This is a genomic window from Escherichia sp. AM3, from assembly GCF_032029835.1.
Lineage (GTDB): Bacteria > Pseudomonadota > Gammaproteobacteria > Enterobacterales > Enterobacteriaceae > Escherichia > Escherichia coli.
This window is the reverse complement of the sequence record NZ_JAVUPQ010000718.1, coordinates 1-339: the sequence shown is the minus strand read 5'-3', so window position 1 is coordinate 339 and position 339 is coordinate 1. Positions and strand designations below refer to the sequence as shown.

Annotated in this window: 1 protein-coding gene; it reads left to right on the top strand. The window is 52.2% G+C overall.

What is annotated here, in order from left to right:
• Positions 1 to 339 (top strand): TraE/TraK family type IV conjugative transfer system protein (locus tag RTW80_RS28055; RefSeq protein WP_312721396.1); only part of this gene is annotated, 339 nt, incomplete at both ends.

The window sequence follows — 339 nt, the reverse complement described above, 5'->3', positions numbered from 1 at the left end:
ACTGGCGACTGAACGTAAGCCCGGAAAACATCGACAACAACCAGAAAATGATTCTTGGATTCGTCCCTTCCGCCGAGCGGGACGAACTCAAGAAAGCTCTGGATATTGAAGCTGAACGCATCAAGAAAGCGGGCATAACCACCCGGTTCGACACGAAAGAAATTCGCGTCATGGATGATGGCTCCGTGCAGTACAGCGGGGTGCTGAAATCCTCCACCACCAACGGCGCAATCATCACTCCACTGGAAGACCAGGAAAAAACCTACCGGCTGAAGCTGAGTTACCGGAACGGTGTGATTAACCTCCACAGCTTCGAAGAACTTCAGCCGGTATCCACCA